At 55.8% G+C, this 25862-nt stretch carries 18 protein-coding genes, 4 tRNA genes and 1 pseudogene; all 23 read right to left on the reverse strand.

Translation table 11 applies throughout. The features are described 5' to 3' along the window. Positions 1-2: 2 nt before the first annotated feature. Positions 3-623 carry a 50S ribosomal protein L3 gene (gene rplC, locus ACO9S2_RS13815; protein ID WP_423722961.1) on the reverse strand — a complete coding sequence of 207 codons (621 nt, stop codon included), beginning with the start codon at positions 621-623 and terminating at the stop codon, positions 3-5. A 28-nt stretch (positions 624-651) separates the two neighbouring features. Continuing rightward, complete coding sequence (rpsJ, locus tag ACO9S2_RS13820; RefSeq protein WP_423722962.1) at positions 652-963, reverse strand: 30S ribosomal protein S10; 312 nt, start codon at positions 961-963, stop codon at positions 652-654. A gap of 36 nt (positions 964-999) precedes the next feature. Next, positions 1000-2205 carry an elongation factor Tu gene (gene tuf, locus ACO9S2_RS13825; RefSeq protein WP_423722963.1) on the reverse strand — a complete coding sequence of 402 codons (1206 nt, stop codon included), beginning with the start codon at positions 2203-2205 and terminating at the stop codon, positions 1000-1002. Between the two features lie 40 nt (positions 2206-2245). Beyond that, a complete protein-coding gene (gene fusA, locus ACO9S2_RS13830) occupies positions 2246-4327 on the reverse strand; it encodes an elongation factor G (RefSeq protein ID WP_423722964.1) in 2082 nt (693 codons plus the stop codon). Between the two features lie 115 nt (positions 4328-4442). Then, positions 4443-4913, reverse strand: a complete 471-nt coding sequence (rpsG, locus tag ACO9S2_RS13835) for a 30S ribosomal protein S7 (RefSeq protein ID WP_423722965.1) — start codon at positions 4911-4913, stop codon at positions 4443-4445. Positions 4914-4944: 31 nt separating this feature from the next. Continuing rightward, positions 4945-5316, reverse strand: a complete 372-nt coding sequence (gene rpsL, locus ACO9S2_RS13840; RefSeq protein ID WP_423722966.1) for a 30S ribosomal protein S12 — start codon at positions 5314-5316, stop codon at positions 4945-4947. 122 nt (positions 5317-5438) lie between these two features. Further along, complete coding sequence (gene rpoC, locus ACO9S2_RS13845) at positions 5439-9620, reverse strand: DNA-directed RNA polymerase subunit beta' (protein WP_423722967.1); 4182 nt, start codon at positions 9618-9620, stop codon at positions 5439-5441. 47 nt (positions 9621-9667) lie between these two features. Next, positions 9668-13624, reverse strand: coding sequence for a DNA-directed RNA polymerase subunit beta (gene rpoB, locus ACO9S2_RS13850; protein ID WP_423722968.1), 3957 nt, complete (start codon positions 13622-13624; stop codon positions 9668-9670). 78 nt (positions 13625-13702) lie between these two features. Continuing rightward, positions 13703-14083, reverse strand: coding sequence for a 50S ribosomal protein L7/L12 (gene rplL, locus ACO9S2_RS13855; protein WP_423723113.1), 381 nt, complete (start codon positions 14081-14083; stop codon positions 13703-13705). A 48-nt stretch (positions 14084-14131) separates the two neighbouring features. Then, a pseudogene (gene rplJ, locus ACO9S2_RS13860) lies at positions 14132-14638 on the reverse strand (50S ribosomal protein L10); the annotation flags it as partial. Positions 14639-14681: 43 nt separating this feature from the next. Continuing rightward, on the reverse strand, positions 14682-15374 hold the full coding sequence (gene rplA, locus ACO9S2_RS13865) for a 50S ribosomal protein L1 (RefSeq protein ID WP_423722969.1): 693 nt from the start codon (positions 15372-15374) through the stop codon (positions 14682-14684). 34 nt (positions 15375-15408) lie between these two features. Beyond that, a complete protein-coding gene (gene rplK, locus ACO9S2_RS13870) occupies positions 15409-15834 on the reverse strand; it encodes a 50S ribosomal protein L11 (RefSeq protein ID WP_423722970.1) in 426 nt (141 codons plus the stop codon). 65 nt (positions 15835-15899) lie between these two features. Beyond that, entirely contained in the window at positions 15900-16436 is a 537-nt protein-coding gene (gene nusG / locus ACO9S2_RS13875) for a transcription termination/antitermination protein NusG (protein WP_423722971.1), read from the reverse strand. Positions 16437-16500: 64 nt separating this feature from the next. Then, entirely contained in the window at positions 16501-16695 is a 195-nt protein-coding gene (secE, locus tag ACO9S2_RS13880; protein WP_423722972.1) for a preprotein translocase subunit SecE, read from the reverse strand. Positions 16696-16784: 89 nt separating this feature from the next. After that, positions 16785-16859, reverse strand: a tRNA-Trp gene (locus ACO9S2_RS13885). 38 nt (positions 16860-16897) lie between these two features. Continuing rightward, a complete protein-coding gene (gene rpmG, locus ACO9S2_RS13890; RefSeq protein ID WP_423722973.1) occupies positions 16898-17047 on the reverse strand; it encodes a 50S ribosomal protein L33 in 150 nt (49 codons plus the stop codon). Between the two features lie 37 nt (positions 17048-17084). Beyond that, positions 17085-18290 carry an elongation factor Tu gene (tuf, locus tag ACO9S2_RS13895; RefSeq protein WP_423722974.1) on the reverse strand — a complete coding sequence of 402 codons (1206 nt, stop codon included), beginning with the start codon at positions 18288-18290 and terminating at the stop codon, positions 17085-17087. 94 nt (positions 18291-18384) lie between these two features. Then, positions 18385-18460 (reverse strand) — tRNA-Thr (locus ACO9S2_RS13900). Between the two features lie 40 nt (positions 18461-18500). Then, positions 18501-18575: transfer RNA gene (locus ACO9S2_RS13905), tRNA-Gly, on the reverse strand. Between the two features lie 87 nt (positions 18576-18662). Beyond that, positions 18663-18748 (reverse strand) — tRNA-Tyr (locus tag ACO9S2_RS13910). 225 nt (positions 18749-18973) lie between these two features. Beyond that, positions 18974-19918, reverse strand: a complete 945-nt coding sequence (locus ACO9S2_RS13915) for a hypothetical protein (protein WP_423722975.1) — start codon at positions 19916-19918, stop codon at positions 18974-18976. A gap of 42 nt (positions 19919-19960) precedes the next feature. Then, complete coding sequence (locus ACO9S2_RS13920) at positions 19961-21988, reverse strand: ATP-dependent helicase (RefSeq protein ID WP_423722976.1); 2028 nt, start codon at positions 21986-21988, stop codon at positions 19961-19963. A gap of 210 nt (positions 21989-22198) precedes the next feature. Beyond that, on the reverse strand, positions 22199-25783 hold the full coding sequence (locus ACO9S2_RS13925; protein ID WP_423722977.1) for an SNF2-related protein: 3585 nt from the start codon (positions 25781-25783) through the stop codon (positions 22199-22201). Positions 25784-25862: the final 79 nt, after the last annotated feature.

Raw genomic sequence — 25862 nt, forward strand, 5'->3', positions numbered from 1 at the left:
ACCTAACCCTTCTTCGACTTTCTTACAACAATAAGGCCATTCGTCGCGCCTGGGATAGCCCCTCGAACGAACAGCAGATTTTCCTCGGGCCGTGACTCGATGACTTTCAAACGCTGAGCCGTGACACGTTCGGCCCCCATATGCCCGGGCAACGTTTTCCCCTTCCAGACTCTCGACGGAAACGAACTGGCGCCGATCGAGCCTGGCGCGCGATGAAACATCGAGCCGTGCGACTCAGGACCACCGGCATAATGATGCCGCTTGACGACGCCCTGAAATCCCTTGCCCTTTGACACCCCGATGACGTCAACCCAGTCGCCCTTTTTAAAAATACCAACGGTCACCGATTGACCGACCGTCACATCGCCGTCCATCTTGAACTCTCGCAACGTTTTGGTCGCAGGCGCATTATTCTTCTTCAAATGTCCCAACTGCGCTTTGGAGAGCTTGCGTTCATTGACCTCGCCGAAAGAGAGCTGAACAGCCTCATACCCGTCACGCTCTTTCGTCTTGATCGTCACCACCCGGCACGGCCCCGCTTCAATCACGGTGACAGGCGTCAACCGGCTCTCATCGAACACTTGGGTCATACCTAATTTTTTACCGAGCAACCCGTTTGTCATTGCATCCCGTCCTTCAACAGCGCCCAGATCACAACTTGATTTCGACGTCAACACCGGCGGCCAGATTCAACTTCATCAACGAATCCATCGTCTCCGGCGTGGGCTCCATAATGTCAAGTAATCGCTTGTGCGTCCGCATCTCGAACTGCTCGCGAGACTTCTTGTCCACGTGAGTCGATCTCTGGACGGTGAATTTTTCAATCTTCGTGGGCAGCGGAATCGGACCGACCACTTTGGCGCCGCTGCGCCGAACGGTCTCCACGATTTCAGCCACCGACTGATCGAGGACCCGGTAGTCGAACCCGCGCAACCGAATTCTGATTCTTTGATCGACCTTCACGCTCTACTCCCCATCCTATCGGCTAAAGAAAATGTCTTACGCCAGAATTTCGGTCACGACGCCGGACCCGACGGTCTTGCCGCCCTCGCGCACCGCGAACCGCAACCCCTGATCCATCGCGATCGGGCTGATCAACTCGGCCATCACACTCACGTTGTCGCCCGGCATGACCATCTCCACACCCGGATTCAACTGCACCACGCCCGTCACGTCCGTCGTCCGGAAGTAAAACTGCGGACGGTAGCCGTTGAAGAACGGGGTATGGCGCCCGCCTTCTTCCTTCGTCAACACGTAGATCTCCGCCTTGAACTTGGTGTGCGGCGTGATGCTCTTCTGCTTCGCCAGCACCATCCCGCGCTCGACGTCTTCCTTCTTCGTCCCGCGCAAGAGCACGCCGATGTTGTCGCCCGCCTGCCCCTCGTCCAGCACCTTGCGGAACATTTCCACGCCGGTCACGACGGTGGTCTGCGTCGGCCGCAAGCCCACGATTTCGATTTCGTCGCCCACCTTCACAATGCCGCGCTCGCACCGGCCCGTCACGACCGTGCCGCGCCCGCTGATGGTGAACACGTCTTCGATCGGCATCAGGAACGGCTTGTCGATCGGCCGCTGCGGGGTCGGAATGTAGGTATCAACGGCATCCAACAGCTTGAGGATGGAGGGCACCCCCAACTCGCTCTGATCGCCTTCCATCGCCTTCAGGGCGCTGCCATGGATGATCGGGGTCTTGTCGCCCGGGAAGCCGTACTTGCTCAGCAACTCCCGCACTTCCAGCTCGACCAATTCCAGCAGCTCTTTATCATCGACCTTGTCCGCCTTGTTCAGGAACACCACGATGTAGGGCACGCCCACCTGGCGGGCCAACAGGATGTGTTCGCGGGTCTGCGGCATGGGGCCGTCAGCGGCGCTCACCACCAGAATCGCGCCATCCATCTGGGCGGCGCCGGTGATCATGTTCTTGACATAATCAGCGTGGCCCGGACAGTCGACGTGCGCATAGTGCCGGTTGGCGGTTTCATACTCGACGTGGCTGATGGCGATGGTCATGATCTTGGTCGCATCGCGGCGGCCCTGGCTCTCGCTGGCCTTCGCCACCTCATCATAGGGAATGTACTTTGCCATGCCCCGATCGGCGCAAATCTTCGTCAATGCCGCCGTCAGCGTCGTCTTCCCGTGGTCCACGTGCCCGATCGTCCCAATGTTTACATGCGGCTTCTTCCGCTCAAATTTCGCCTTCGCCATACCAACTCCCTCCCTCTACACTTACCTTAACGATCAACGACTACTCGCCGCGGTACTTCGCTATAATCCCCTCTGAGATTTGACGAGGAACCTGCTCGTACCGATCGAACTCCATACTATAAGTGGCCCTGCCTTGAGTCCGAGACCTCAAGTCAGTCGCGTAACCAAACATCTCACTTAGCGGGACGGACGCATCGATGGCCTGGGCACCAGCTCGAACCTTCATCCCCTGCACCTTGCCACGCCGCCCGTTCAGGTTACCGATCACATCCCCCATAAACTCTTGAGGAACCAAGACCTCCACCTTCATAATCGGTTCGAGCAACACAGGATCCGCCTTCTTACAGGCATCAGCAAAAGCCATAGACCCGGCGATCTTAAACGCCATTTCGTTTGAATCGACATCATGGTAGGAGCCGTAGGTGAGGGTCACACGAATATCGCGCAGCGGGTACCCGGCAATGACGCCGGCATCCAACCGTTCCTTGACACCTTTCTCAACAGCCGGAATAAATTCCTTCGGAATCACACCGCCGACAATCTTATTGACAAACTCAAAACCCTTGCCAGGCTCAGACGGCTCCACAGTCAACACAACGTGACCGTACTGACCACGACCACCCGTCTGCTTCACATACTTGGACTCCGCCTCAGCCTTCCTGCGGATCGATTCACGGAACGCCACCTCAGGCTTACCGACGTTAGCTTCAACCTTAAACTCACGGAGCATACGATCGACGATAATCTCAAGATGCAACTCGCCCATACCGGCAATGATCGTCTGAGCCGTCTCTTCATCGGTGCGAACTCGGAACGATGGGTCTTCCTGCGCAAGCTTCTGGAGCGCAAAGCCCATCTTCTCCTGATCGACCTTCGTCTTCGGCTCAATGGCCATCGCAATAACAGGCTCAGGGAACTTCATCACTTCAAGAAGAACCGGCTGCTTTTCCTCGGACAGCGTATCTCCGGTTGTAGCACCCTTGAGACCGACAGCCGCACAAATATCTCCGGCATAGGCAACGTCGATCTCTTCACGCTTATTCGCATGCATCTTCAGCAAGCGACCGATACGATCCTTCGTTCCTTTCGTCACGTTCAACACGGGAGAACCCGTCTTGAGCGTGCCAGAATAGACGCGGAAAAACACCAACTGCCCAGCAAAAGGATCGGTCATCATCTTGAATGCCAGCGCCGCAAATGGCTCACTGTCATCAGGCTTACGCTCAACTTCTTTCCCGGTGTTCGGATCAACGCCCTTTACCGGAGGAATATCAAGGGGAGAGGGGAGATAATCAACCACTGCATCCAACAGCTGCTGAACGCCCTTGTTCTTAAAAGCAGATCCACAGAGCACGGGAGTCACCTTCATGGCGATGGTCCCCGCGCGGATTGCCCGCATGACCTCCTCCTCTGTCAGCGGAAGCCCGTTCAAGTACTTCTCCATCACCTGCTCATCAAACTCCGCCACTGCGTCGATCATCTTCTCGCGATACGATTTCGCCTGATCAAGCAGATTGTCTGGAATCTCACCGACCACATACTTTGCCCCTAACGTCTCATCGTCGTAAAAGAACCCCTTCATCTTCACGAGATCGATGGTGCCGCGAAATTCACCCTCACGCCCGATGGGAATCTGGATCGGCACCGGATTAGCACCCAATCGATCAATAATGGATTGGACGCTTGCAAAGAAGTCTGCGCCGATCCGATCCATCTTATTCATGAAGGCAATGCGCGGAACGCGATACTTATCCGCCTGGCGCCAGACGGTTTCGGACTGCGGCTCGACACCCTGCACGGAGTCAAACGCCGCAACGGCACCGTCGAGCACACGAAGAGAACGCTCCACCTCAATGGTAAAGTCGACATGTCCTGGAGTATCGATAATATTGATGCGCCGATCACGCCAGAAGCAAGTGGTGGCGGCGGCGGTAATCGTAATCCCGCGCTCACGCTCCTGCTCCATCCAGTCCATAGTAGCAGCGCCTTCATGGACTTCACCGATCTTGTGCGTCAATCCCGTATAAAAGAGAATTCGCTCGGTTGTGGTGGTCTTACCGGCATCAATGTGGGCCATGATGCCGATGTTTCTTGTATTCTCTAATGATGTTTGCCTAGCCACTTGAATCCTCTAAAAAAACAAACGTGCCGCACGTTAAGCCGAACACACTGCCGCGATTCATAGGCACCACGCATCTGCAGATCGCAGCACGGCTCAACTGCAGCACAGAACGACGCTACCAGCGATAATGCGCGAACGCCTTATTCGCCTCTGCCATCCGATGCACGTCTTCCCGCTTCTTAACGGACGCCCCCGTATTGTTGGACGCATCAAGGAGCTCGGCAGCCAACCGCTCCCGCATGCTCTTACCGCCGCGAGTGCGCGAATACTCAGCCAGCCAGCGAAGCGCCAAAGAAATCCTCCGAGCAGGCCGAATCTCGACCGGAACCTGATACGAGGCACCACCAACACGACGCGACTTCACCTCTACAACCGGCTTCACATTGTCAATGGCCGCCTTAAACACCTTGAGCGGATCGTTGCCAGTTTTCTCCTGAATCGAATCAAAGGCTCCGTAGCAAATCCTCTCGGCAGTGCTCTTCTTCCCGCCACTCATAAGCGTATTGACAAACTTCCCGACAAGCTTGTCTCGATACCGCACATCAGGAAGCACTTCGCGCTGATCTAAAAATCTACTTCTTGGCATGTGAAAATCTCTTCCTCGTTAGTTCCCCAAACTACTTCGGACGCTTTGCCCCGTACTTCGAACGACTCTGCTTACGATCAGCCACACCCACGGCGTCAAGCGCGCCACGAACGAGGTGATACCGCACGCCAGGCAAGTCTTTGACACGTCCACCACGCACCAGGACAATGGAGTGCTCCTGCAGATTATGGCCAACACCAGGAATATACGTCGTGACTTCCATTCCGTTTGTCAACCGCACACGAGCCACTTTCCGCAACGCCGAGTTCGGCTTCTTGGGAGTCGTAGTATAAACACGAAGACAAACGCCCCGCTTCTGAGGACAGCCTTTCAGGGCCGGGCTCTTCGTTTTGGCCTTGACAACATTCCGGCCCTTTCGCACTAACTGATTGATAGTCGGCATTGTATTTAAACCCTCGTCAGAATCTCTAACAGCGGTGCCTTCAAATGCAGAGCCGTCGGATTATAGTGATGCAACTGCCGCCTGTCAAGTAATCTTGAGGCGTACAGCATTTTTTCATCATTTTATGATCTTGCCCCGTCTCCCGAACCAGCTGCGACGCGCTCCTGGCCGATAGAGTCGGCCCCGTGAACAGCGGCCACAGCGGCCGGCTCGGACTTTTCACTGATCACAAACGTATCCCGATACTCCTCAAAGCCGCTTCCCGCAGGAATCAATCTTCCCACGATCACGTTCTCCTTCAAGCCGAGGAGATTATCCTCGCGCCCATTGATCGCGGCCTCGGTCAATACACGCGTGGTCTCCTGGAACGAGGCAGCCGAAATAAAGCTATCGGTGGTCAATGCTGCCTTAGTAATACCGAGGAGAACCGGCTTACCCAATGCGGGCTTGCCGTCCTTCTCAAGGACCCGCTCATTCTCCTTCTCAAACAGCGCCTTGCTCACCTGGCTACCCGGCAGGAATTCGGTGTCGCCGGGATCCTCGATGCGCACCTTGCGCAGCATCTGCCGAACAATGATTTCGATATGCTTGTCATTGATCGAAACGCCTTGCAAGCGATAGACGTCCTGCACTTCGTCAACGAGATACTTCTGCAACTCGTTGGGCCCCAACACGTCAAGAATATCGTGGGGATTTGCGGATCCGTCCATCAGTGGCTCACCCGCCCGCACCCAGTCGCCCTCGTGCACGTTGACGTGCTTTCCCTTCGGTATGAAGTATTCCTTCACATCACCCATCTTGTTATCGACGAGCACTTTTCGCTGCCCCTTCACAAACCCGCCGTACGACACTTCGCCGTCGATTTCGCTGATAACAGCTTGCTCTTTCGGCTTGCGCGCCTCAAACAATTCGGCGACACGGGGCAGACCGCCGGTGATGTCCTTCGTCTTGGTCGTTTCGCGAGGAATCTTGGCCAAAACATCTCCAGGATGTACTTCCTGACCTTTTTCGACAAAGATGTGCGCGCCGACAGGCAAGAGGTACCGCGCCACATTGGTGCCGGCCGCCACCTTGGCCGTCTTCCCGCCTTCATCCTTGATCGACACGCGCGGGCGAAGCGTCGCGCCGGAATGCTCGATGATCACCTTGCGAGACAAGCCCGTGACTTCATCGAACTCATCCTTCATGGTGACGCCTTCGACAATATCTCCGTAGGCGACCTTTCCGCCGACTTCGGTCAAGATCGTCAGTGAGTAGGGATCCCACTCAACCAGCTTCTGCCCTAATTCGACCTTGTCGCCGTCCTTGATCTTGATCTTCGCGCCATAGACGACCGGATATTTTTCCCGCTCACGACCGCTCTCATCCACAATCGCAATTTTGGCATTGCGATTCATCACAACCCATTCGCCTTCCTTATTGCGTACCGCAATGCCGGCGTTGTGGACATCGGCGTTCTTCTTCGCGTCGAAGCTCATGAACCGGATGCGGCCCGCGTGCTTCGCCTCAAGAACCGTTTGCTCAACGACCTTGCTCGCCGTACCACCGATGTGGAACGTTCTCATGGTCAGCTGAGTGCCCGGCTCACCGATCGATTGCGCAGCGATCACACCGACGGGCTCGCCCTTTTCAACGAGCCGTCCTCTGGCAAGATCACGACCGTAGCAGGCCTGGCACACACCACGAGGCGCCTGACAGGTCAGCACCGATCGAATCTTGACGCGATCGACACCGGCCTCCACAACCGCCTTTGTGCGCTCCTCGTTGATTTCTTCGTTACGCGACACGATGATTTCGCCGGTCACCGGATCACGGATATCCTCTGCGGCCAACCGGCCCAGCACGCGCTCTTCGAGCGGCTGAATGACCTCGCCGCCTTCGACCAGCGCACTGACCATAATCCCGTCGTGCGTGCCGCAATCGATTTCATAAATAATCACGTCCTGCGCGATATCGACAAGCCGTCTCGTCAAATATCCCGAGTTCGCCGTTTTCAGCGCTGTATCGGCCAAGCCCTTACGAGCACCGTGCGTGGAGATGAAGTACTGCAACACTGTCAGGCCTTCGCGGAAATTCGCTGTAATCGGCGTCTCGATAATTTCCCCCGACGGCTTCGCCATCAGTCCGCGCATACCGCCCAACTGACGGATCTGCTGAGAGCTGCCTCGAGCACCGGAGTCCGCCATCATGAAGATGGGGTTGAAGGCTTCCGCCTTCCCGGGATCTCCCCCCGCGCCAAGCTCCTTCATCATTTCGTTGGCAACCTGCTCGGTGACGTGGGCCCAAATATCGATCACCTTGTTGTACCGCTCACCGTTGGTGATCAGTCCTTCGGCATACTGCTTTTCTATTTCGTTGACTTCCTTTTGCGCCTTAACGATCAGGTCTTCCTTCTTCGACGGGATGTGCATGTTATCGACACAGATCGACACACCCGCTCTCGTCGCATAGAAGAACCCGATGTCCTTGATCTTGTCCAGGAAGACAACCGTCTCACGATGCCCCGTCTGTCGATAGACGGAGTCGATCAACTTGGTCATTTCCTTCTTCGTCATCAGCTTGTTGGCCGTGGCAAACGGCATCCCGGCCGGAAGAATTTCGGAGAGCAAGACGCGGCCCACCGTCGTCTGGACCAAGGCACCGCCGAGACGCACCTTGATGCGGGCGTGCTCTTCGACTTCACGTGCATCGAATGCGATCCGCACTTCTTCGGGTGATCCGAAAATCTTGCCTTCCCCCTTGACCCCGAGCCGCTCCTTCGTGAGCCAGTACACGCCCAACACCATGTCCTGCGAAGGTACCGCAATCGGCTTTCCATTGGCGGGCGACAAGATGTTGTTAATCGACATCATCAACACACGAGCCTCGACCTGGGCCTCAACGGACAGCGGGACGTGCACCGCCATCTGGTCTCCATCGAAGTCGGCATTGAAGGCCGCACAGACCAGCGGATGCAGCCGGATCGCCTTGCCTTCAACCAAGACCGGGTCGAACGCCTGAATACCCAACCGGTGCAATGTCGGCGCGCGGTTCAGCAGCACGGGATGTTCCCGGATCACCTCATCCAGCACATCCCACACTTCCGGACGCTCTTTTTCGACCAGCCGCTTGGCACTCTTGATCGTCGTCGCCGCGCCCCGTTCTTCGAGCTTGTGGAAGATGAACGGCTTGAACAGTTCCAAGGCCATTTTCTTCGGCAACCCACACTGATGCAAACGGAGCTCCGGTCCGACCACGATGACCGTACGACCCGAATAATCGACGCGCTTACCGAGCAGGTTCTGCCGGAAGCGGCCTTGCTTCCCCTTGAGCATGTCGCTGAGGGACTTGAGCGGTCGTTTGTTGGGCCCACGAATAGCCCGTCCGCGACGCCCGTTATCGAACAGCGCATCCACCGCCTCCTGGAGCATGCGCATTTCATTGCGAATAATGACGCCGGGGGCTTTCAATTCCATCAGCCGCTTTAAGCGGTTATTCCGATTGATCACACGCCGGTACAGATCGTTAAGATCGGAGGTGGCAAAACGACCGCCATCCAACGGGACGAGCGGACGCAGCTCCGGGGGCAGCACCGGAATAACATCCATGATCATCCACTCCGGCTTATTGCCGGACTTACGAAATGCCTCGAGTACTTTCAACCGCTTCGCGTATTTCTTCTTCAAGGCGGCGGACGCCGACGTCTTCGCCTTGATCTGAATCTCATCCCAGAGTGCATTGATGTCGATCTTGCGCAGCAGCTCGCGGATCGCATCAGCGCCGATTCCGACTTTGAATCCGCTGGATCCAAATTCAGACTGCAACGTCCGCAATTTATCTTCCGGCACCAAGTCCTTCTCTGACAGGTCCGTCGATCCCGGATCGACACACACATAGCTTTCGAAATAGAGGATCTTTTCCAACTGCTTGAGGCTCATGTCGAGCAGAGTCCCGATACGGCTGGGGACGCCCTTCAAGAACCAGATATGCGCCACCGGCGCAGCCAGCTCGATGTGGCCCATCCGCTCTCGGCGGACCTTGGACTGGATGACCTCAACTCCACACTTATCGCAGACAATGCCGCGATGCTTCATGCGCTTATATTTGCCGCAGTTGCACTCCCAGTCCTTGATCGGACCGAAAATCTTTGCGCAGAACAACCCGTCTTTTTCCGGCTTGAACGACCGGTAGTTGATCGTCTCCGGCTTCTTCACTTCACCGTACGACCACGAGCGGATCTTCTCAGGCGACGCAATGCGAATGCGCATCGAATCGAACGACACCGAATCACGCGGCTTTTCAAACAATGAATATACGCCTTCCAAGGTAGCAACCTCCTCTGATGCCGGCTGCCTGGCCGGCATTCAAGCAGTTAGTCTTGCGTCTTGACCAGCTCGACATCGAGCCCCAGACTCTGCAACTCTTTGACCAAGACGTTGAACGACTCAGGCAACCCGGGCTCCAGGAATGGCTCGCCTTTGACAATGGCCTCGTACATACGCGACCGGCCAGGCACGTCGTCAGACTTCACCGTCAAGAATTCCTGCAAGGTGGACGCAGCACCATAGGCCTGCAACGCCCAGACTTCCATCTCTCCCAATCGTTGACCGCCAAACTGTGCCTTACCACCCAGCGGTTGCTGCGTGACCAGCGAGTAGGGACCAATCGACCGGGCGTGAATTTTATCATCGACCAAATGGTGCAACTTCAGCACATACATATAGCCGACCGTGACAGGGCTGCCGAAGGTTTCTCCGGTACGCCCGTCCACCAACTGGCTCTGACCGCTCGTCGGCAGCTTGGCCTTCTTGAGCAGTTCCTTGATTTCCTTTTCCGACGCGCCGTCGAACACCGGACTTGCCACCTTGATGCCCAAAGCCTTGGCGGCCCAGCCCAAGTGGGTCTCCAGAATCTGTCCGACATTCATACGCGACGGCACTCCGAGAGGGTTCAGCACGATTTCCACCGGCGTTCCATCCGGCAAATACGGCATATCCTCTTCCGGCAACACACGGGAAACCACACCCTTGTTCCCGTGACGTCCAGCCATCTTATCGCCCACCTGAATCTTGCGCTTCATGGCGATGTAGACCTTCACCAGCTTGATCACGCCGGGAGGCAGCTCATCGCCGCGTTTCAGACGGCCCACCTTTTCATCGTAGAGCGTCTGCAAGATTTCGATCTGCTCCTTCGCCCGACGCTCGACATCTTCCAATTCCTTCTGCTCATCCGGATCGCTCAGGATGATATGGCGCAACGTTTCATCGGGCAACCGCTTGAGAATATCCGCGGTCATCTTGCCCTTCTTTTTCAGAATCACATCGCCGGTATCCGGATCCATCAAGTCACGGCCTACCACCTTGCCGAGGAGCAACTTGCGGATCTTCTTCGTCTTCTCTTCGTCGATGATCCGCAGCTCCTCATGGTGGTCGCGCTGCAGCTTCATCTGATCGTCGCTCTCGATGCTCTTCGAACGCTCATCCTTATCGAGGCCCTTGCGGGAGAAAATCTTCACGTCGACGACAATCCCCTCCACACCCGGCGGAACCGTCAACGACGTATCCTTCACATCGCCGGCCTTCTCGCCGAAGATCGCGCGCAGCAGCTTTTCTTCCGGCGTCAGCTGCGTTTCACCCTTCGGCGTCACCTTGCCGACAAGAATATCGCCGGGCTTCACTTCGGCGCCGATCCTGATGATCCCGCTCTCGTCAAGACTCCGCAAGGCTTCTTCGCCCACGTTGGGAATATCGCGGGTCACCTCCTCCTTGCCCAGCTTCGTATCCCGCGCTTCCAACTCGAATTCTTCTATGTGGATCGAGGTAAAGGCATCTTCGCGCACCAGCTTCTCACTCAGGAGAATGGCGTCTTCAAAGTTATAGCCACCCCACGGCATGAAAGCCACGAGGATGTTCTTCCCGAGTGCCAGTTCGCCATGATCGATCGCGGGACCGTCGGCCAAGACCTGCCCAACCTTCACCGGCTGCCCCAGCCGCACAACCGGCGTCTGAGTAATGCACGTGCTCTGATTGGAGCGCTGGAATTTGATCAGATCGTAGACATCCAGACCGGAATCTTTTCCCTTCCGGCCGTCCTTCATTTCAGCACGCACCACGACCCGCGTCGCATCCACACTTTCAACCACACCCGCTCGGCGGGCCTGCACGACATAGCCGGAGTCGCGCGCCACGACGGCTTCCATGCCGGTTCCGACCAGCGGCGACTCCGAAGTTACCAGCGGCACGGCTTGCCGCTGCATGTTCGACCCCATCAACGCACGGTTGGCGTCGTCATGCTCAAGGAAGGGCACCAGGGCTGTCGCCACGCTGACCACCTGCTTGGGCGACACGTCCATATATTCGATCTTGTCCGGAGTAGCCGTAACGAAATCACCTCCGTGCCGTGCGGTAATCGTCTCCGTCACCAGGCGGCCGCTGCCATCGACCGGAGAGTTCGCTTGCGCGATGAGATACTTATCGCCTTCTATCGCGGAGAGAAACTCGATCTCATCCAGCACGCGGCCCTTCACAACCTTGCGATAGGGCGCCTCGATGAATCCAAACTGATTGATTCTGGCATAGGTCGCCAAGGAGGTAATCAAACCGATGTTCGGACCTTCCGGCGTTTCAATCGGACAAATACGACTGTAATGGGACGGATGAACGTCGCGAACTTCGAAGCCAGCCCGCTCTCGGGTCAACCCGCCCGGTCCTAGAGCCGACAAGCGGCGCTTGTGCGTGATCTCAGCCAGGGGATTGGTCTGGTCCATAAACTGGGACAACTGGCTGCTGCTGAAAAATTCCTTGACTGCGGCCACCACGGGCTTGGCGTTGATCAAGTCATGCGGAAGCACCGTCTCCATATCGAGGAGATTCATACGCTCCTTGATGCTCCGCTCCATACGGACCAGCCCGAGACGGAACTGGTTTTCCAGCAACTCGCCCACCGAGCGAACACGCCGGTTACCCAAGTGGTCGATGTCGTCGATCTCCCCTTTGCCCATCTTCAAATTGACGAGATAGCGGATGACTTCGACAATATCCTGTGCTGTTAATGTCCGTTGCTCAAGCGGAAGATCCAAGCCTAACTTCTTATTGAGCTTGAGCCGACCAACCGGGGACAAATCGTACCGTTTGGAATTGAGGAAGAGATTATCGAACAACGTCCGCGCGGTTTCGACGGAAGGCGTTTCTCCCGGCCGCAGGCGGCGATAAATTTCCACCATCGCCTCTTCCTTCGACTCGATCTTTTCCATCTCCAGGGTATCGAGAATCACGGGCGTCGCTGTGGCGGTGTCGAAGTAAATCACCTTAAACTCTTCGACGTCGCTTTCGACGATCTTCTCCAATATCTCGGAGGTGAGGCGCTGATTCTTCTCTACCACCGTATTCTTCTTCGAATCCACGATCTCGGTCAAAATGGCGCGCCCGATCAACTCCGCAGGAGTAAGAGGAATCTCTTTAACGCCAGCCGCTTTCAACTTGGCGATCAACCCCTTAGTGAGCTTGGCCCCTTCGCGCACCAGCGGTTCCTTGCTCCCCTTTTCCGTGACTTCGGCGGAGCAACGAAGACCGTGGTGAATTTCAGGATCCAACTTGCGGAGCATCTGACCTTTGACGACCCGGATTTCCTCGACCGGGTAATACATTTTCAACAGATCGTCACTGGAATAATTAAAGGCCTTCAGCAAAATCGTCGTCGGCATTTTCCGCCGCCGATCGATCCGTACATACAGAATGTCGCGCGCATCGAACTCGAAATCCAGCCACGACCCCCGATACGGAATAATCCGAGCCGAATACAACACCTTGCCGCTGGCATGCGTCCGCCCCTTGTCGTGGGTGAACGAGGCGCCCGGAGACCGGTGGAGCTGACTGACAACCACCCGTTCCGTTCCATTGATGATAAACGTGCCGCGCTCGGTCATCAGCGGCAATTCGCCGACATAGACCTCCTGCTCACGCACGTCCAACACCTTTTTGCGTGGCCCCTTATCTTCCTTATCAAACACCACGAGTCGGACACGAAGCTTCAACGGCACCGCGAAGGTCATGCCTTGCTCGATGCACTCCCGCTCGTCGTATTTGGGCGTACCCAAGGTATAGCTGGAGAACTCCAGGACAGCCGTATTGTTGTAATCGGGAATCGGAAACACGCTGGCCAGGGCCGCCTGCAAACCATGATCCTTCCGGCGCTCGGGCTCGACCTCCATTTGCAGGAACTCTTCGTACGAGCGCTTCTGAATTTCAATCAGGTCAGGGATGGCAATGCTGGCCCGGATGCGTGAATAATCTTTCCGTTCGACGAACTCCTGAAGAGTCGTTTCGGACATGCGCACTCCTCCACACACTATGGTTGGCGACGGGTGCCGTCGCAGGCACGGCACCCACAGACTGTCGGACGACGATGCTTACTTGACTTCGACCTTCGCACCGCTCTCTTCGAGCTTCTTCTTCATCGTGTCGGCTTCTTCCTTCGTCGCACCAGCCTTCACCGGCTTGGGCGCGCCCTCCACGAGATCCTTCGCTTCCTTCAAGCCAAGGTTGGTCAATTCGCGCACCACCTTGATGATCTGGATCTTCTTGTCGGCCGGCGCTGCGGCGAGAATGACATCGAACGAGGTCTTTTCTTCCGCCGCCGCTGCCGCTCCGCCACCCGCTGCCGGAGCAGCAGCCACGGCAACAGGGGCCGCGGCGGTGACGCCAAAACGGGTCTCCAACCCCTTCACCAACTCCGCCAAATCAAGCACGCTCATGCCCTCAATGGCCTTGATCAATTCTTCCTGCGACAATTTTGAAGTAGTTGCTGACATGTCCCCTTCTCCTTTCCGTTTATCCTCAATGGCTGCAATGACTCGCACAAACTTTGACAACACTGCGCTCAGCGTATAGACCACGCCGCGAATCGGACCCTGCATGGCCGAGAGCAGCATGGCAATGAGCACTTCCTTCTTGGGAAGCTTGGCCACCGCCGCAAGTTCTGCCGGCTGAACCACCTTCCCTTCCAAGACCCCGATCGTGATCTTGATCTTCTCTTCGCGCTTCTCCAGCCCGATCCAGTCCCGAAGAACCTTCGTTGGCAGCACCGGATCGTCATAGCCGATCACCATGCCGGTCGGGCCCTTCAGATGCGTCGCAAGGCCGGCGAGACTCGTCCCCTCAGCCGCCCTGATCGCCAGGGTGTTCTTGACAATCCGGTACTCGGCCTTCGCCCCGCGGAGCTGCTTCCGCAGCTCCGTGACCTGATTGACAGGAAGCCCCACACTCTCCGTTAAGATGGCCAGTCGCGCGCGACCGAACTTCTCGGTCAACTCCGCTACCGCCGTCGCTTTCTCTTCCTTCTTCATACGTGACCCTTTCTCTGCAGACGCTGTTGAACCCAGCGCTCACTTAACTCCACTGCTTGGTCAACGCCACCGTATCCAACTGCACTCCAGGTCCCATCGTGCTCGAAATCGTGGCAGTCTTCAGGTAACGCCCCTTGCAGGACGCAGGCTTGGCCTTGATCACCGACTCAATGATGGCCGAGGCATTTTCATAGAGCTTATCGATATCGAACGAGACCTTTCCGACCGGCACTTGCACGATGCCCGCCTTTTCGACCTTGAACTCGACACGCCCCTTCCGGATTTCAGCCACAGCCTTGCCCACCTCGAAGGTGACCGTTCCGGTCTTCGGATTCGGCATCAGACCGCGAGGGCCGAGCTGTTTGCCGAGCTTACCGACCGCCGCCATCAAGTCCGGTGTGGCAATCGCGCAATCAAAATCCAGCCACCCCCCCTTGATCTTCTCCATGAGATCATCAGATCCCACGAAATCAGCTCCGGCCTGGCGAGCCTCCTGCTCTTTTTCACCCTTGGCAAAGACCAGCACACGGACCTTCTTGCCGGTCCCGTGGGGCAGCGACGCCGTCCCTCGCACCATCTGATCCGAACGCTTCGGATCGACCCCTAAACGCAGGGAGAGATCAACCGACTCATCGAAATTCGCATAGGCCGCCTTCTTGACGACATCGACCGCCTCACGCAGGATATACGTGCGCGGCTCGACCTTCTCCAACGCGGCCTTCATCTTTTTTCCCATACCTCGTACTCCTTCTTCCCGAACGTCGTCCGCCCTACCCCTGAACCACTACGCCCATACTGCGGGCCGTCCCTTCGATAATCTTGATCGCCCCTTCGAGATCGGCCGCATTCAGATCGGACATTTTTTTCTGCGCGATCTCGTTCAGCTGCTTCCGCGTGATCTTGCCGACCTTATCCTTCTGCGGCACACCGGACCCCTTGATGATGCCGGCAGCCTTCTTCAACAAATCAGACGCCGGCGGCGTCTTCATGATGAAGGTAAAGGTGCGGTCTTTGTAGACGGTGATGACCACCGGAATAATGCTGTCGCCTTCCTTCTGGGTCTTGGCGTTGAACTGCTTACAGAATTCCATAATGTTGACCCCGTGCTGACCAAGCGACGGGCCGACAGGAGGAGCCGGATTGGCCTTCCCCGCTGGAATCTGCAACTTAATCTGAGCTGATACTTCCTTTGCCATGTGAATCTCCTCAGAACGTCAGAATCACTCCACGCACTCTCAGTGACCACTGAATACGACGATCGCTAAATCCGCTCAACTTGCAAGAAGCCAAGCTCCACCGGGGTCGAACGGCCGAAAATGCTGACCATCAACTTCAGGCGGCTATGATCTTGATCCACCTCATCGACCACCCCGTTGAATCCCAGGAAGGGGCCATCGATGATCCGGACATTATCGCCCTTGATAAACTTCACCTGTTCGCGGGGCCCGGCTTGTCCGGCATCCACCTGCTTGAGCAAGGAGTCGACTTCCTCCTCGGTCAGCGGCAGCGGCTGCGCCCCTCCGCCGACGAATCCTGTGACCTTTGGCGTCTCCTTGATCATCTGCAGAGTTTCATCCTGGAGCGGAGTCTCCAGTTCCACCAGCACATAGCCGGGAAAGAACTTCCGCCTGGATGTCCGCCGCTTGCCGTCCTTGATTTCAATCACGTCTTCGGTCGGGACCAATACCTGGCCGAGCTTTTCGACAAGCCCCATCTGATTTGCCCGCTCCAAGAGACTGGTCTTCACGCGTCCCTCGAATCCCGCGTACGTATGGATCACGTACCAGTTTTTCGTCATGCGTCACCCTCAGGTAGAGAAATCAGGACGCGTCTCCACGAGACGCTTATCCGGCGAACCACGATCAAATAATCTTGCTCACCAACCACACGAGAAACGAGTCGATGACCGACAGGTACAAGGACATCAAGACACAGAACACAATCACAACCGTGGTCGAACCGATGGTTTCAGCCCTCGTCGGAAACGATACCTTCTTCAACTCCGCCCGCACATCCGCGACAAACGCCTTGATCGATTCGGTCATTCGCTTGAACATCGCGCCCTCCGCTCCCTACCCCGATACCGCCTTGTGGATCTATCCCGTCGGGCTTAATTCGACCACCCCCCGGTCGAGCAAGCTCTGCATGGCAGGGGCACTAGGATTTGAACCCAGACTTTCGGTTTTGGAGACCGACGTGCTGCCATTAACACTATGCCCCTACACAGACTGTTGAACCGGCTCGAGAGCCGACTCCAGCCTACTTCACTTCCTTATGGGCAACGTGCTTCCGGCAGAACTTGCAGAACTTGTTTCGCTCCAACCGGTCAGGATCGTTCTTCTTGTTCTTATTGGTCGAATAGTTCCGCTGCTTGCAGGCCGTGCAGGCCAAATCAATAATCTCTCTCATCGCAATTCTCCCACGCTGTCATCAGACAGCCGTCTCATTACGCCAGAATTTCGGTCACGACGCCGGACCCGACGGTCTTGCCGCCCTCGCGCACCGCGAACCGCAACCCCTGATCCATCGCGATCGGGCTGATCAACTCGGCCGTCACACTCACGTTGTCGCCCGGCATGACCATCTCCACACCCGGATTCAACTGCACCACGCCCGTCACGTCCGTCGTCCGGAAGTAAAACTGCGGCCGGTAGCCGTTGAAGAACGGGGTATGGCGCCCGCCTTCTTCCTTCGTCAACACGTAGATCTCCGCCTTGAACTTGGTGTGCGGCGTGATGCTCTTCTGCTTCGCCAGCACCATCCCGCGCTCGACGTCTTCCTTCTTCGTCCCGCGCAAGAGCACGCCGATGTTGTCGCCCGCCTGCCCCTCGTCCAGCACCTTGCGGAACATTTCCACGCCGGTCACGACGGTGGTCTGCGTCGGCCGCAAGCCCACGATTTCGATTTCGTCGCCCACCTTCACAATGCCGCGCTCGCACCGGCCCGTCACGACCGTGCCGCGCCCGCTGATGGTGAACACGTCTTCGATCGGCATCAGGAACGGCTTGTCGATCGGCCGCTGCGGGGTCGGAATGTAGGTATCAACGGCATCCAACAGCTTGAGGATGGAGGGCACCCCCAACTCGCTCTGATCGCCTTCCATCGCCTTCAGGGCGCTGCCATGGATGATCGGGGTCTTGTCGCCCGGGAAGCCGTACTTGCTCAGCAACTCCCGCACTTCCAGCTCGACCAATTCCAGCAGCTCTTTATCATCGACCTTGTCCGCCTTGTTCAGGAACACCACGATGTAGGGCACGCCCACCTGGCGGGCCAACAGGATGTGTTCGCGGGTCTGCGGCATGGGGCCGTCAGCGGCGCTCACCACCAGAATCGCGCCATCCATCTGGGCGGCGCCGGTGATCATGTTCTTGACATAATCAGCGTGGCCCGGACAGTCGACGTGCGCATAGTGCCGGTTGGCGGTTTCATACTCGACGTGGCTGATGGCGATGGTCATGATCTTGGTCGCATCGCGGCGGCCCTGGCTCTCGCTGGCCTTCGCCACCTCATCATAGGGAATGTACTTTGCCATGCCCCGATCGGCGCAAATCTTCGTCAATGCCGCCGTCAGCGTCGTCTTCCCGTGGTCCACGTGCCCGATCGTCCCAATGTTTACATGCGGCTTCTTCCGCTCAAATTTCGCCTTCGCCATAACCTCGTCTCCTTAAGTCAATAAAAACCGCTTACCCATTCCATCCCGCCACAGAGGACCGCCGAAGGGGGTCCAGATCGGGACCGGCGTGAGATGGAGCCCACGACGCGGATCGAACGCGTGACCTCGTCCTTACCAAGGACGTGCTCTGCCAACTGAGCTACGTGGGCCACATTTTTCATCTCACGGCACCCATTGCGCACATCTCGATGGAGCGGGCGATGGGATTTGAACCCACGACAGCCAGCTTGGAAGGCTGGAACTCTACCACTGAGCTACGCCCGCCCGAATTCCCAAGAAAGTTCACCGCCATCCACACAACGACACAACCCGCAAACATCCGACTGTGCATTCAACTCGCCGCACCTGTGCTGGTGGGCAGGCAAGGATTCGAACCTTGGAAGACATAAGCCAGCAGATTTACAGTCTGCCCCCTTTGGCCACTTGGGTACCTGCCCGTTTCTCCACACATCCGTTTATTGCTCGACACCGAATTCATCGGAAAATTCGCAGACTTTCCCATGACAATCATGCGCGAAAAACTAGAGTAAGCCTGTCCGCACACAGCTCTCTCCCCTCTTCGCGAAAGAGGAACGGCTGATCTGGCGAACCAGGCTAGTTTAGGAAACGCTCGATTCTATTGACGAAGTCCTGTCATGTCAAGAGGAGAATAGGGCTCTTTCTTACTTTTTTCTTTCGCTCAGCATGTCGGAGGCGCACTGATGCCGAGTCTGAAAATTATTCACGTGACGCACACTCTCCATAGCATTGCTTGACAATTTATCAGGTAAACCAACGACTTGCTTCATTAACCTCATCGCTTCACCGACCGAGATACGATCACTGAACGCCAAGAACCGCTTCTGCGTGACTCGCCGCTCTTCCGGATCTTGAGGAACATAATATCCGCGCAGCTCTCCCGATTCCATGGCACGCTGGAACCGGGCCACCCACTGCTCACCGAGTTGGGGGGAACCCAACATCGACCGCCCCCCCTTCTTTTCGAGCTCAAGCTGGTTCCACACAGCCCAACCAACAAAGACGGCCCAGGTTTCATTCAGCGCTTCCCAGGCTTCAGCATCGGAAAGATACCGCACCTCCGTTTCCTGGCTCCGCTGGACCACAGGAGTGATGGCAACCTCCCGATAACGACAGACCTGCATCTCCCTGGCAAAGACCAGCAGATCGTCAGGCGAAATCCCTCCCACGGACCGCCCTTCCCCTTCGCGTGACTCCAGAAAGTCCATATAGGCATGGAACAGCTCGTGATAAAGCACCTCCAACTCTTTGGATGTCATGGTCTTGAGCGAACGCAAATCACGACCAGCCGCATGAAACGACAGAGTTCGGTTCAATACCATACGATGCTCGCCCGGATGATACTCGGCAGCATAGGTCCGAAGATCGTCGAATTCGAAATGCACAAAGTCCGAAGGGATCGCCTTCAGAAACCCAACCGGTAGACGAAGGCTACCTGCGCCACTGATCAATTGCTCCCACATCCGTCCCGCGGCAGCATCTCTGCTTCCTTCCCCTGCCGGAATCGCCCAGACAGGACAAACCGCCAGCGAAACGAACAGCACAGCAACGGCGATCCTCAAGGCTATGTGAGTGCAATACGCAGGCATGGCAACGATGAAAACGGAAAGATGAGGGAAAGATTGCCCAGGCTAATAGTCAGAGCCCCGATAGCTGCCCCAATCACCCCGGCCACCCTCCTCAACCAATGCAAGCGTATCGAAGAGGTCGGATGGCACGTGATCCAGAAATCGGGAAGGCTTCGATAGCAGCATCCCGCTGGTCTTGTCGTAGACATTGATCGGATAGGTGAGAAAGAGGTGGCGCTTGGCCCTCGTTACCGACACATAGAATAGTCGCCGTTCTTCTTCGAGATCCTCATCCGCCACGAAGGAATAGACCGACGGAAACTTCCCGTCCACCACCCAGATAACAAAGACAGCTTGCCACTCCAGCCCCTTGGCGGAGTGAATCGTGGAGAGCACCAGCCGCTCGTTGTCGCGGTCCGGAGCTTCGACATCCACCGCGCTGCCATCCGGCGGCTCCAGCGCAAGGTCCGCCAGAAACGCGTCCACCGCCGGGTAGCCTTCCGCAATGGCATGCAGATGGTCGAGATCCCGCGTGCGCTTGGGATAGTCGTCGTACTGCTCCTTGAGAATCGGAAGATAGTATTCGTAGATGTGATTCACTTGTTCCGCTGGCTGCCGGTCCTCAGATCCGGACAGGCTCTCCAGCGTATTCGCCAGATTTTTCAGCCCCTGCCCAGAACGACCGCTCACCCCGCGCAACACCTCGAACGGCTGCCCGGTCTTCACAATCGTCGCCAGCAGGTCATGGGCCTTCTTCGGCCCCACACCCTCAACCAGCATCAAAACCCGATTCCAGCTCACCGTATCCAGCGGATTGGCGATCACCCGCAGATGCGCCAGCAGATCCTTCACATGCGCCGTCTCGATAAACTTGACGCCCCCGCGCTTGATGAAGGGCAGGCCCTTGCGCGAGAGCTCGATTTCCAGATCGAACGAATGAAAGCTGGAGCGGAACAGCACCGCCACTTCACTGAGCGGCACGCCCTCTTCGCGCAACTCCAGAATCTTCTGCGCAATAAACCGCGACTGTGCATTCTCCCCCGCCGCTTCCACCAGCGAAGGCAACGGGCCGTCGATCTTCCGGGTGAACAACCGCTTCGTATATTTCTCCGCCGCTTCATCGATAATACAGTTCGCCAGGTTCAGAATCGGCTGCGTGCTGCGGTAGTTCTCTTCCAGTTTATAGATCTGCGTGCAGGGGAACAGTTGCGGGAAGTCCATAATATTCTTGAACGTCGCCCCGCGGAACGCATAGATCGACTGCGAATCGTCGCCGACCACCATCACATTGTTATGCGACGCGGCCAGCTTCCGGACGACCTCGGCCTGCAAGCGATTCGTATCCTGGTACTCATCGACGAGAATGTAGCGATACTGCCGCGAGATCGTCGCCCGCGCCGACTCATCCATCAGCAAGAGCTGGCGAAGCATCACCAGCAGATCGTCATAATCCAGAAGCTGCTTCTGCCGCTTCGCCGCCTGATAGGCATTCTTCAAACGGCTTAAGTCTTCCATGTGGTCGCCGAAGTGGCTGAACTCTTCGAGGATGATCTCTTCCAGCGGACGCAGCGTATTCTCGCTCTTGCTGATCATCTCCATGATCGTCCCCTTGCGGGGAAAACGCTTATCCTTTTCATTGAGTCCGAGTTGCGACCGAACCAGCGCGATCAAATCCTCCGCATCGCCGCGATCCAGGATCGTGAAACCGGGCTCCACACCGATCGACCGGCCATAGCGGCGCAGCAATAGATTCGCCACCGAGTGGAAGGTCCCGCCACACACCCGCTCGCTACGCGCGCCGATCAGCTCACCGGCCCGCTGCAACATTTCTTGCGCCGACTTGCGCGTGAACGTGAGGAGAAGAATGTTCGAGGGATCGATACCTGAATCGATCAAGTAGGCCACGCGATAGACCAGCGTCCGCGTCTTGCCGCTCCCGGCGCCGGCGATCACCAGCGACGGGCCTTCGCCCGCTGTCACGGCGGCTAACTGCTGTGGATTCAGCGCCGCGGCATAATCGATCGACAGCTTACGCGGCGCAGCCTCGTCATCGGAGCGTTTGAGAATGTAGGTTTTGACGTCTCGTTCCATGAGTTACCAGAGGAAGGCTGAACGACATGATACCAATCAGCGGGCTGGGCTGTATAACATACCGCCGGAGCCCTTCTCAACGAGCGCCAAGCAGGTATATCGCGGTAAAAGCTTCTAAAACAACACATCTCGAGAATTTGGGATGGCAAGCGATAACGAATTACCACCTAGCTCGTATCGCTCAAAAACTCACATATTCTCCGTATCACTTTAGAGAGCCACGTGCTCCGGTGAGACCAAGAAACTTTCTATCTCCGTCATCGTAACGCGATATTCTTGCAGCAAACTTGCTAACTGTTTCCGACCTATAAGCTCAACACCAAGAACTTCCGCCTGGGAATGCGCGTTTCCGTTGAATTCCCTATTCGTCAGTGCCAGCTTTTTGAAACGCACTCCAGGAAACTGTAATGCATACAACCTCTCTCCAGCGACGATCTCTTTGACGGCATCCCACCCTAAAGATCCCGCTTCAGATGAGGAGTGTTTTACCTGAATAAGTTCGCCCACGTTAATCGTCTTGGCAACCACATCAACACCACCATCCCCGCTTGTAGGCGTTAATTTAACTGACTTAAACCCTCGTTGTTTCCAAAGAGCCGCAATCATAGCTTCAAAATAGAGTGGCTCCAGACTGTCCGCATCCTCAATCAGAATTTGCTCCTCGAAAACGTCTTTCCCAACACCAATCACATCTTCAAACTCATTCGGAAGAATATTGCCAGTACCGTTGAGCATGTCCCCAGAAAGCCCCCGTTTTTTCTCAAGCAGTCGATCTAACTTGACATCGAATGTGACAAACTCCTCCGCGCAAACAACTGGGTAATACACGTACACCTCGCGGGTTTGTCCAATGCGGTATGCTCGATCGGTCGCTTGGTCTTCCTTGGCCGGGTTCCAAGTTCGGGTGAAATGAATGACATGATTCGCCGCCTGAATATTGACGCCGAACCCAACAGCAATTGGCGACAAGATTATGACTCCAAACCCTGGTACCGACTGAAATTTCCTGATGTGCTTCTGCCTGCTGTCGGCACTCGACTCCGCTGCAGCAGTATCCCCATTGATGATGTCGGGACGAAGATTGAATACCTGCTCAACGTAGTACGCTAACATCAATTGCATGTCGCGAAATTCACAAAATATGATCGCCTTCTCGCCTCGCCGTTTGATCTGCTCCAGAGTTATTATCAACCAGTCGAGCTTGGGGTTCTTTTCCCGCGCCTGAGCCAAAGGTTCATGATCAAAAGCCCTACCTAGCTCTCTAGGATCTGTACAGACTTTACGAAGATAGTGCAGTAGTCCAAGCTGATTTTTGAAAGCCCCGCTATACCTATCGACATGCCTCAAGCGGTACTGTTCAATCGCTTGACCGTAGAGTTCTCGTTGATAAAGAGACATGGGGAGTGTGCGCGCCTTTTCAATAACGATTTTCTTCGGAAGGTCTTTCGCAACCTCCGTCTTTAGCCGTCTCAAGATTTGCGGCTCAATACGCAGACGAAGCTCCTCGAGTTTTTGGGCCTGTCCATCAGTCTCACACTCGATCGGACGACGGTACTGTTTCCCAAAGTCATTCAACGCCCCCAGAAGGCCGGGCTGGATAAAATCGAACAGGCACCAAATGTCGGCAAGCGAATTCTCGACAGGCGTGCCCGTGCATACAATCTTGAACCCAACGTTCTGCTTTTTGGCAGCACGTGTGACCATGGCAGCCGGATTTTTGATCTTCTGAGCCTCATCGCAAATCATGATGGACCAATGTACAGCGGCCAGGGAAAACTCAAGATCGCGTAGGGTCTCATATGTTGTTAGAACAATCTTTGAATCGCCTAACCATCCCTCCCTTAGAAATCGACTGAACCCTCGTTCAATAAGGTCTCTTTCAATCTCATGGCTCTTTGCTCGTAACCGACCGATTGAATCGCCATATAGGGCAAGTAGCGGAATTGTTCCAGGCTTGAAAAACTTTTCCACCTCTTCTTTCCAGTTCTCAAGCAGTGAAACGGGAGCCACAACAAGAATGGGTTCTAAATTTGAATCAGCCTCCAAGGCTGCAGCGATCACCGTCAATAACTGCAATGTTTTCCCTAGCCCCATGTCGTCCGCGAGAATGGCACCACGACAGTACTGAGGCGCTTTTGAGATCAAGTGCTGAAGCCAGGCAACGCCGACCTTTTGGTGGTCCTTTAACGCGATCCCTGACCTGAATGAGCTAGGCAAACTAGGCGGGCGGTTGTCGAACTTCAGCTCAGAAGCTCGTGACTCCAGATACTCAGCAGACCCAATATTTGTTTGAATAAGAAGTTCCTCGCGCTCCCTCTTTTTTGTGGCTTCAGATTGAGAGCCTTTCGACTTGTCTTTTTCATATCGTGGGCCTAACTCATTCAGGAGGCTTTCCGCCACCTCGACAGAAACTGTATCCGCCATCCCAGGTATTTCAACAAAAGCCTTTCCCTTTGAGCGTGCTTCCTCAACAGTCTCCTTGAGCGCCTTAAAAACCTTATTATCGACACAAAGCTCGAATGTCTTTCCGTTTCCGAGATCGACAGAAACTAGCTGCGCAGTTTCTGCCCCGCTTTCAGGGAACCACGGATCTTTGTCAGCTCTTGGTATATAGGGAGAGACAATGTTGGGCTGTACCCCGATGCCTGTTACCCGCTCTGAATATCGCTTAAGGTCCAGCACCTCTGCCGCACGGATACTGACCTTAGGCCGAGTCCACCGTTCGTAAATATTCTTAAGGATATCAAGCTGCTCTTGTGTATCGCCGACTAAATGGAGACTATGCCCACGCCACTCACATAGCTCCAATCCCGTATTCAATTTGGACTCAACCTTAATGACAAAGATGCGCAAATCGTCAGGGCTACCGAACAACTCTAGTTTGGAATATGGAGATTGGGCATCAGCGATGGTGATGGTTACCCCTGCCTGAGCTATCTCGCTATCACGCAATTGCCAGTGAGCTGTGAACCGCTGAAACACGATTCCCGCCTCATACCTCGCTTCCTCAAATTGCGCCTCATCAATAACAAGATCTGCGTCATCTCCCAATGTGGCATATGGATTACTGAGAAACCTCTCAGCAAATGAGCCAGCGACCCGGCGACCCGGCATCTTTTTGATCGCCCGTAAAACAGTACGTACTGGTGGCGTGAGGATCACCTCGATTAATTGATCCTCACGAAGAATCTTGTAAGACTCCGGCACATCACGCCGCGTATCAAACTGTACAAGCCAGTTTTCCGGCGCACCGGCAAACCAAGGTTGAACTTCTACTACACTCCCCTCGCCAACATCGGTCTTGCTCAATTGGATGTGTAATTGCTCTGGGGTCAGGACAATCGTATCGGCGAGAAACTGATCCATCCTTGCTTCTGCAAGCATTGCCAAGCGACGAATTTTCCCCCAGTGTCTTCTATTGGACTGAGCCGAACGTTCACTGTCTGCATAAAATTCTTGGACTGCCCTCAAGACCGCGAACACATCCTTAGCCAACAAACTTCGGTTCGTCCCCTCTCGAGCAACCGGCCCAGTTAACTCTACCGATCCCACGAGAACACCATTTACGAACCAGCCATCAATACCAATAGCGAAGTCCTCATCATCGAGAGTATTTTCGCTTCGCAAAGCCGGTTTTAGACCTCCAACGGATGGCAATTCCAAAACGCTCAAGCCGTCGGCTTGCTCCTTGTCAGCCAACAGCTGATAAATCACATCCCACGACAAGCTATAGGTGCCCGCGTTTTGCCTCGCCCGCCCTGCCAGGGCCAATTCACTGAGATAGTGTACTGCCAACGGATTCGCGATCCTTATCGCCTCGCTATCCGGTCTTAGTTTAGAAATCGTGTAACTGGCCGAACTCTTGGAATACGAA

This window comes from Nitrospira sp. NS4 (assembly GCF_049546785.1).
In the GTDB taxonomy this organism is placed as follows: Bacteria; Nitrospirota; Nitrospiria; order Nitrospirales; family Nitrospiraceae; genus Nitrospira_D.

Bases quoted from the DNA above. Each gene is read 5' to 3' on its own strand.
- rpsG (WP_423722965.1), bottom strand. From the start codon at position 4,913: ATGCCAAGAAGTAGATTTTTAGATCAGCGCGAAGTGCTTCCTGATGTG.
- rpsL (WP_423722966.1), bottom strand. From the start codon at position 5,316: ATGCCGACTATCAATCAGTTAGTGCGAAAGGGCCGGAATGTTGTCAAG.
- ACO9S2_RS13915 (WP_423722975.1), bottom strand. From the start codon at position 19,918: ATGCCTGCGTATTGCACTCACATAGCCTTGAGGATCGCCGTTGCTGTG.
- secE (WP_423722972.1), bottom strand. From the start codon at position 16,695: ATGTTCAAGCGAATGACCGAATCGATCAAGGCGTTTGTCGCGGATGTG.
- tuf (WP_423722963.1), bottom strand. From the start codon at position 2,205: ATGGCGAAGGCGAAATTTGAGCGGAAGAAGCCGCATGTAAACATTGGG.
- rplA (WP_423722969.1), bottom strand. From the start codon at position 15,374: ATGGGAAAAAAGATGAAGGCCGCGTTGGAGAAGGTCGAGCCGCGCACG.
- rplK (WP_423722970.1), bottom strand. From the start codon at position 15,834: ATGGCAAAGGAAGTATCAGCTCAGATTAAGTTGCAGATTCCAGCGGGG.
- rplC (WP_423722961.1), bottom strand. From the start codon at position 623: ATGACAAACGGGTTGCTCGGTAAAAAATTAGGTATGACCCAAGTGTTC.
- nusG (WP_423722971.1), bottom strand. From the start codon at position 16,436: ATGACGAAAAACTGGTACGTGATCCATACGTACGCGGGATTCGAGGGA.
- rpmG (WP_423722973.1), bottom strand. From the start codon at position 17,047: ATGAGAGAGATTATTGATTTGGCCTGCACGGCCTGCAAGCAGCGGAAC.
- ACO9S2_RS13920 (WP_423722976.1), bottom strand. From the start codon at position 21,988: ATGGAACGAGACGTCAAAACCTACATTCTCAAACGCTCCGATGACGAG.
- tuf (WP_423722974.1), bottom strand. From the start codon at position 18,290: ATGGCGAAGGCGAAATTTGAGCGGAAGAAGCCGCATGTAAACATTGGG.
- rpoB (WP_423722968.1), bottom strand. From the start codon at position 13,624: ATGTCCGAAACGACTCTTCAGGAGTTCGTCGAACGGAAAGATTATTCA.